Source organism: Arthrobacter parietis (genome assembly GCF_039530425.1).
Taxonomy (GTDB): Bacteria; Actinomycetota; Actinomycetes; order Actinomycetales; family Micrococcaceae; genus Arthrobacter_D; species Arthrobacter_D parietis.
In genome coordinates, this window is the sequence record NZ_BAAAON010000001.1 from 798909 (window position 1) to 806214 (window position 7306).

6 protein-coding genes are annotated in these 7306 nt (G+C 64.1%); 2 read left to right on the forward strand and 4 right to left on the reverse strand.

What is annotated here, in order from left to right:
- Window positions 1–21: 21 nt before the first annotated feature.
- Window positions 22–1191 carry a cation:proton antiporter gene (locus tag ABFX19_RS03755; protein ID WP_346027526.1) on the reverse strand — a complete coding sequence of 390 codons (1170 nt, stop codon included), beginning with the start codon at window positions 1189–1191 and terminating at the stop codon, window positions 22–24.
- A 314-nt stretch (window positions 1192–1505) separates the two neighbouring features.
- Here ABFX19_RS03755 and ABFX19_RS03760 point away from each other — a divergent pair, with 314 nt between their 5' ends.
- Both ABFX19_RS03760 and ABFX19_RS03765 read left to right on the forward strand, forming a co-directional pair.
- Window positions 1506–2996 carry a glyceraldehyde-3-phosphate dehydrogenase gene (locus ABFX19_RS03760; protein ID WP_346027527.1) on the forward strand — a complete coding sequence of 497 codons (1491 nt, stop codon included), beginning with the start codon at window positions 1506–1508 and terminating at the stop codon, window positions 2994–2996.
- 218 nt (window positions 2997–3214) lie between these two features.
- Window positions 3215–3544 carry a hypothetical protein gene (locus ABFX19_RS03765; RefSeq protein WP_157358981.1) on the forward strand — a complete coding sequence of 110 codons (330 nt, stop codon included), beginning with the start codon at window positions 3215–3217 and terminating at the stop codon, window positions 3542–3544.
- Here ABFX19_RS03765 and ABFX19_RS16065 read toward each other — a convergent pair.
- The 3 genes from ABFX19_RS16065 to malQ form a co-directional block, all read right to left on the reverse strand.
- Window positions 3534–3638 (reverse strand): MFS transporter small subunit, encoded by a 105-nt coding sequence (locus ABFX19_RS16065; RefSeq protein ID WP_428831008.1) that lies wholly within the window; start codon window positions 3636–3638, stop codon window positions 3534–3536. The genes ABFX19_RS03765 and ABFX19_RS16065 overlap by 11 nt on opposite strands.
- A 7-nt stretch (window positions 3639–3645) precedes the next feature.
- Window positions 3646–5028, reverse strand: a complete 1383-nt coding sequence (locus ABFX19_RS03770) for an OFA family MFS transporter (RefSeq protein WP_346027528.1) — start codon at window positions 5026–5028, stop codon at window positions 3646–3648.
- 150 nt (window positions 5029–5178) lie between these two features.
- Window positions 5179–7251, reverse strand: coding sequence for a 4-alpha-glucanotransferase (gene malQ, locus ABFX19_RS03775; RefSeq protein WP_346027529.1), 2073 nt, complete (start codon window positions 7249–7251; stop codon window positions 5179–5181).
- Between the last annotated feature and the right edge of the window lie 55 nt (window positions 7252–7306).

Genomic DNA, 7306 nt, shown 5'->3' on the forward strand with positions numbered 1-7306 from the left:
AACACCGCGGATTCTCCGCCGCTACCCGGGGGTTGTACTCAGCTTCTTTGCGATCAGGACGTCCGTGGATGAGTGCGCAAGGATCGACAGCACGATGGCAAGCGCGGCGAGGTGAAACAGCTGATCAGCCAGTTCGATGCCGGATTGCAGGACCAGCAGCCCGTAGACCACTGAGGCGAAACCCTTCGGCCCAAACCACATGGCCGCAATGCGCTGACCGCGAGGGAGGTTGGTTCCGAGAAATGAAGCCAGCAGTGCGAGTGGGCGGGCAACGACGAGCGCCAGCACTGCAAACAGCCAGCCGGCCAACGGAATCTCCTGGAAGAGGAATGACGGGGTGATCAGCGCTCCGAAGACCAGGATGGCCGCCAGCTTGAGCAGCTCCGTCACCAGCTCGCCGAACTGCTCGAACTCGTCGCGAAACTCCGGCCGGACAGTAGCAATGGTCACTCCGGCCGCGAACGCCCCAAGGAACAGGTTGGCGTGGGTGGCCATGCAGATCGTCAACACGAGAAGCCCGATGGAAACGGTCACCAGCGGCTCGAGGTGACGTTCCGCACTCAGGAAGGGAAGCCGCTCCAGGGCCAGCACGAGCAACGGAACCGCCACACCAACGACGATGCCGAGCAGGATCTCCTCCGTCAATTGCCATCCTCCGGCCTCTGTGCCGCCGGCCATGGCAAGGAGAACCAGGACAATGGGGAGGGCAAGACCGTCATTGATCCCCGACTCCACATTGAGCAGGTGCCGCAGGCGGCCGGGGACTTCCTTGCGCCCCACAATGGCGGAGGCAAACACCGGGTCTGTGGGGGAAAGCACGGCGCCCAGCAGGAACGACTCGAGCCACGGCAGCCCTGCGACGTAGTGGGCCAGAACCGCCGTGACCACAAGGGTCAGCGGCAGCCCGAGAACCAATGCCCGGCCGGGCAACCGCCAGGCAGCACGAAGATCAGTGACACCGACCCGCATCCCGTCCGTGAAGAGGACCGAGAAGAGCGCGAGCTCTGACAGGATCAGGACCACGGGGTCGGCCGATTCCACCGTAATGACGCCGAGCATTCCCTGCCCGAGCAGGAACCCAGCAAGCAGGAAGAGCACAGCGGTGGAAATGACAGTGCGGCTCGCCCGTTCCGAAATGAGCACGCCCATCAGCAGCACGACGGCGAAGCTCAGTCCCAGCGCCGGATCCACTTAGCGGCCTTCCGAGGCCGCTTGGAACCCAGCGTGAGCAGGGCAGCCCGCAACCGCTGGGCCACGGACAGCGTCTTCAGGAGAATCAGCCATGGGCCCATTGTGCCAGCGATGACCGGAACGTGAGCAGGCTAACAGCCCATTCCGGCGGTAGCTGCAGTCCTGACCGATATTCTAGGAGGAACCCTCGTTTTCCATCGCCCGTCCGACGTCGTTGTCGCCGGCACCGTAGCGAAGGCCCTCCCGCCCTCCATCCCGGGCACTCGACGCTTCACCCCGCCGGCACAACCGGCAACAGAAAGGACCTGATCATCGTGGATCACAAACCTTCCGTCACCCGCGACACCTGGATGAGCCGGGAGGCTCTCGCCGAAGGGATGATTCCCGTCATCGGCCGCCTCTACCGCGAGAACAACGTGGTGACCAGCATCCATGGACGCAGCCTTATCAACAAGTCCACCATGGGCATTCTCAAGGCACACCGGTTCGCGCGCCGCATGAGCAAGGAAGAGCTGCTCCTCGAAGAGACCGCACCTCTGCTGCGTACGCTCGCCGACCTGGAGTTGGGAGCAGCAGCCATTGATGTCGCCCGCCTGGCCCAGAAGTACAGGTCACATCAGGAGGAGGGCGGCACCTCCTCTTTGGAGGAATTCCTCCGCTCAGAACTCGCCGACGTCGTCGGGAAGCGCGGTGCCGACACACGGACGAGCACCGACGTCGTCCTCTATGGTTTCGGCCGGATTGGCCGCCTGGTGGCCCGGCTGCTCATCGAAAAGGCAGGCGGCGGGCACGGACTGTGCCTGCGCGCGATCGTGGTCCGCAAGGGCGCCGAGAATGACCTCATGAAGCGGGGAAGCCTGCTGCGCCGCGACTCGGTGCACGGCTCCTTCGAGGGCAGCATCCAGGTGGACGAGGAAACCAACACCATTACCGCCAACGGTGTGCGGATCCAGGTCATCTACTCGAATGACCCGGCCACCATCGACTACACCGCCTACGGCATCAACAACGCGCTGGTCGTTGACAACACCGGCCGCTGGCGTGACGAGGAAGGCCTCAGCCAGCACCTGCAGAGCAAGGGTGTCGCGAAGGTCCTACTGACTGCACCGGGCAAGGGCGGCCTGAAGAACATCGTCCACGGCATCAATCACACGGACATCGCGGCCGGGGACACCATCGTCACTGCGGCATCGTGCACCACTAACGCCATCACCCCTGTACTCAAGGCGATCAACGACGAGTTCGGCGTAGTGCACGGACATGTGGAGACGGTCCACTCCTTCACCAATGACCAGAACCTGATCGACAACTTCCACAAGGGCGACCGCCGCGGCCGTTCGGCTGCCCTGAACATGGTGATCACCGAGACGGGTGCGGCCAAAGCCGTGGCCAAGGCTCTGCCCGAACTGCAGGGCAAGCTCACGGGCAGCTCCATCCGCGTACCTACCCCGGACGTCTCCATCGCGATCCTGAACCTGTCGCTTGAGAACGTGACCACCAAGGACGACGTCAACGACTACCTCCGAGAGATGTCGCTGCACTCCGACCTGCGCAAGCAGTTGGACTACATCGACTCCCCTGACGTCGTCTCCACCGACTTCGTCGGTTCACGCCGCTCCGGCACGGTCGATGGCCTTGCGACCATCTGCAATGACAAGAACCTGGTCCTCTACGTCTGGTATGACAACGAGTTCGGCTACAGCTGCCAGGTAGTACGCGTCATGGAGGAGATGGCTGGTGTCCACCCGCCGTCGTTCCCTGCGAAGGAAGCCATCCCGACGGCGGAGCTTGCCTCCACGCGCTGACGTCCGCGCAGAAGCGCCGGTGAATCGCTCCCGTCGACGCAGAAGCGCCGGTGCGTGACACGATCGTGGGGATGTCCCCACGTTCCTGCCACGCACCGGCGCTTTTGCTGTTTCGCTGCGCTGCTGCTGCGCGTCTCGCGTTGCGCTGCCCTCGACCGCGGCGGCGTCTCCGTTCTAGGGTGAAAGGACGTGCACCCGAACAGAATGGAGATTCACCGATGAATGACCTCAGTGAAGTTCGAGAAGGTATGGACGTCATCAATGCCGAGGGCAAGAAGATCGGCACGGTGAAGAGCGTCAAAATGGGTGATCCGCAGGCAGTCACCCCGGAAGGCCAAACGCAGGAGCGAGGCGGACTCGTCAGTTTCCTCGCGGGAGCCTTCAGCACGGAGGAGGTGGACGAGGAACGCGCGCAGCGTCTCCTTCGCCTCGGTTACATCCATGTGGATGGCACCGGCATCGGCAACAACTTCTATGAGGCCGCCGACGCCGTCGAACGAATCGACGACGCCGGCGTGCACCTCAGTTCCAGCGCAGCTAGCCGGTAAAGAGCGCGGCAACCCTGGTGAGGGTGGTGAAGATCCCGTAGGCCAGGGGCACTGCAACCAGCGCCCAGACAAAGGTCAGTCGAGCCTTGCTCATTTCCATCTCATGCCTCCATTGCGGGTTCGGCGGTCTTTTTCGGTTCGTGGAATCGTGAGTCCACGGACTTGATCATCAGGTTCGCGATGAATCCGATGATCAGCAGGCCAACCATGGTCAGCAGGGCCGGCTGATAGTCGGCGGCGACAAGCTCTCCGGGGGTGCCTCGTGCATCGAGGAAACCATTCACGATCAGCGGTCCGGCAATACCGGCGGCTGACCAGGCGGTCAGGAGGCGGCCGTGGATTGCACCCACCTCAAACGTGCCGAAGAGATCGCGGAGGTACGCGGGCACCGTGGAGAAGCCGCCGCCGTAGAAGGAAATGATCACGAAAGCCAACAGCACGTAGAGCACCGTGGTCGAGGAGCCTGCGAGAGCAAGCACGGTATAGAGGACAGCACCGACGCCCAGGTAGATCATGTAGATGCGCTTGCGGCCAATGTGGTCGGACAGGGTTGACCATCCGAAGCGACCCGCCATGTTGCCGATGGACAGCAGGCCTACGAAGCCGCCCGCTACAGCAGCGGACACGGCGCTGACGCCGTCTGACTGCCGGAAGAAGTCCTGGATCATTGGGGCGGCCTGCTCAAGGATGCCGATTCCCGCGGTCACGTTGCAGAACAGCGCGATCCAGATCAGCCAGAACTGCTTGGTACGGATGGCGTTCTTCGCGGAAACGTTGTCGCTGGTGACAAGTGCACTGGTCTTCCGGGTGCTCGGGTCGAAGCCGTCCGGCCGCCAGTCGGCAGCGGGAACCTTGATGGTGAAGGCTCCGAAGACCATGTAAATGAGGTAGATCACCGCGAGGGTCACGAAGAGCATGCCGACAGCCTCACCGCTGGCGACCCAACCCTCGGTACCCGAGTCCGGGTCGAACATCCTCAGCAGCTGGGTGGACAGTGGGCTCGCGATCAGCGCACCGCCGCCAAAGCCCATGATCGCCATTCCGGTAGCCAGTCCCGGCCGGTCGGGGAACCATTTGATCAGGGTGGAGACAGGCGAGATGTAGCCGATACCCAGCCCGATTCCGCCAATCACGCCGTACCCGAGGTATACGAGCCAGAGCTGGTTGGTGAAGATGCCGAGGGCTCCGACGAGGAACCCGCTCACCCAGAACATGGCCGAGGTGAACATGGCCTTGCGCGGACCGTTGCGGTCCACCCACGTGCCCATCACCGCGGCGGACAGTCCGAGCATGACGATCGCTATGGAGAAGATCAGGCCTATCTCGGTGAGGCTCGCATCGAAGTGCTCCACGAGGGCCGTCTTGTAGACGCTGGTGGCGTAAGCCTGGCCGATGCACAGGTGCACGGCGAGTGCCGCGGGCGGGATCAGCCAACGGTTGAATCCGGGTGGAGCTATTGTGTGTTCCCTATCGAGCCAGCTCATGAACGGAATGCCTCTCCCTCTACTTGTGGACGCCGTCGTCCCCTTGGCCCCCACCATGGAATATTGTGCATTAGCTCACATATTGCCTGAGGCAAACAACATCGGTGTGCGGTGAACGGTCACTCTGGTGCGGTAAGCGGTAGAACCGGTTCACCGTTGAAGAGCGCGCACCAGGTCATCGAACCGCTCCAGGTCCGGCAGGTCCTCAACGAGCACGACGCCGGCCGGCCCCGCCAGCGGAACCTGCCAGTTGGGATACTGCTCGGCGGTGGTTCCCGGCTGGTTCTGCGTGCGTTCCTCGCCTACCGCGTCGGTGAGCGCCACCCCGAGCAGCACCGACGGAGTTTGCGCAATGAAGGCGTGCATCGCCTCGACTGTCTCCTGCACGGTCGCGGGCACGGAGCCGGTCGTGGACCGCACAAGCGAAAGCACCCGCTCCTGAGCCTCCCGATCGGCGGACTTCTCTTCCTCCACAGGCCGCCCGAGCAGACCGAGCTGCTCGCGCAGTTCAACGTGCCTGCCCGCGAGATAGCCAGCACTCGGCGGCAGGTCATGGGTGGTGACCGTGGTGAGGCACGCCGTCCGGTACTGCTCGGCAGGGCGCGGCTCGTCGTCGTCGTACTCGAACCAGAGGATGGAAGTCCCGAGCACCCCGCGCTCTGCCAGGTACTCCTGAACGCCCGGCTCGAAGACGCCCAGGTCTTCACCAACGACCACGGCGGCCGCCCGCTCCGCCTCGAGGGCAAGGATACCGATGAGCGCCTCGTGGTCGTAGTACACGTAGGCGCCGTCGCCGGGCATCGAACCCTGCGGGATCCACCACAGGCGGAACAGGCCGAGGATATGGTCGATCCGGATGCCGCCCGCGTGGCGCAGGATGGTGCGCAGCATGTCGCGGTATGCGGCATAGCCGGACTCTGCGAGCCGCTCCGGGTGCCACGGCGGCTGCGCCCAGTCCTGGCCCTGCTGATTGAACATGTCCGGCGGAGCGCCGACGCTGATGCCGGAGGCCAGAACATCACGCAGGGTCCAGGCGTCAGCACCTGCGGGGTGAACGCCCACCGCGAGATCATGCATGATGCCGAGGTTCATGCCGGCTTCCATCGCGGCCTGTTGAACGGCTTTGAGCTGTTCGTCGCACAACCACTGCAGCCAGGCGTGGAACTCAATGCGGTCCTCGAGCCCGGTCCGCTGTGCCTCGAGAAACTCCGGATCGCTCCACTCCGCAGCACCTTCGGCGAGCGTTTCTGCGAGCGCGGACCACAGGGCGAAGTTCTCCAGCCCGGGACCGGCTTCGGAACGGAAGCGCTGGAACGCCTCCTCCCGCTGCGGCTGCCTTGGGACAGCGAACACGAGTTCGAGTGCCTGCAGCTTGGCAGCGTAACTCGGATCACGGTCAATGATGTCCGAGTTCTCGTTTGCGGCCCGGAACCCGGCCGCCAGATCGCGGACGGTGTGCGCCTGCGCCGCCGGAAGGTCCCCGAACTCGACAACGTTCTCCACGCGCAGGTAGATGGGATTGAAGAACCGGCGCGTGGTCGGCAGGTAAGGGGACGCCTCGACCGGCGGTTTGGGCTGGGCGGCATGAAGCGGATTGATCAGCACGAACCCGGCGCCCTTGTCAGCTGAGATTTCCGCCAGCCTCGCAAGGTCATCGAGGTCCCCGATGCCCCACGAGGACCGTGACCGCACCGAGTACAGCTGGGCCATCAGTCCCCACGTCCGGGTTAGGGAATCTGCGGTGGTGAGCTTTCGCGGCGTCACAACGAGCGCGCAGTCGGCGGCACCGGATTCGAACCCAACCGTGAGGGTGTGCCAGCCGAGCGGGAGATCGAGCGGGATCTCGACCGTGAACCGGCTGACCTCTGTCCCGTTCACCTCCCGGGTGCGGGCGGAACCGGGAGGCAGCGTCCGCTCGGTTCCGTCTTCCAGCAGGACGCGGATGGAGGGCATGGTGCCAGCCGGCACGGTAACCGGCACGGTGGTGGCGTCGCCGTCCCGAATAACGACGGCGGGAGGCAGCGTACGCAGCCACGGCGCACGTTCGGCTTCGCGGAGGGAGGCGGCGACGTCGTCGTTCGTTGCGCAGGGCACACCAAGCGCGGTGAGGACTGCAATCAGCGTTTCATCGCTCACCGTCTGGGGCGTGCCGTCCCAGCCCTTGAAGGTGATTCCGACGCGGTGCTGCTCGGCAAGTTGCTGGAGCGGTGTGAGCTGGGCCATGGTCCTAATCTATTGGCTAGCGGGGCTTGGTGCTCGCACGCCGAGGTCCCCTCCC

What these genes read in the sequence shown, in the direction of transcription:
- ABFX19_RS16065 (WP_428831008.1), bottom strand. Translation starts at nt 3,638, where the DNA reads ATGAGCAAGGCTCGACTGACCTTTGTCTGGGCGCTGGTTGCAGTGCCC.
- ABFX19_RS03765 (WP_157358981.1), top strand. Translation starts at nt 3,215, where the DNA reads ATGAATGACCTCAGTGAAGTTCGAGAAGGTATGGACGTCATCAATGCC.
- malQ (WP_346027529.1), bottom strand. Translation starts at nt 7,251, where the DNA reads ATGGCCCAGCTCACACCGCTCCAGCAACTTGCCGAGCAGCACCGCGTC.
- ABFX19_RS03770 (WP_346027528.1), bottom strand. Translation starts at nt 5,028, where the DNA reads ATGAGCTGGCTCGATAGGGAACACACAATAGCTCCACCCGGATTCAAC.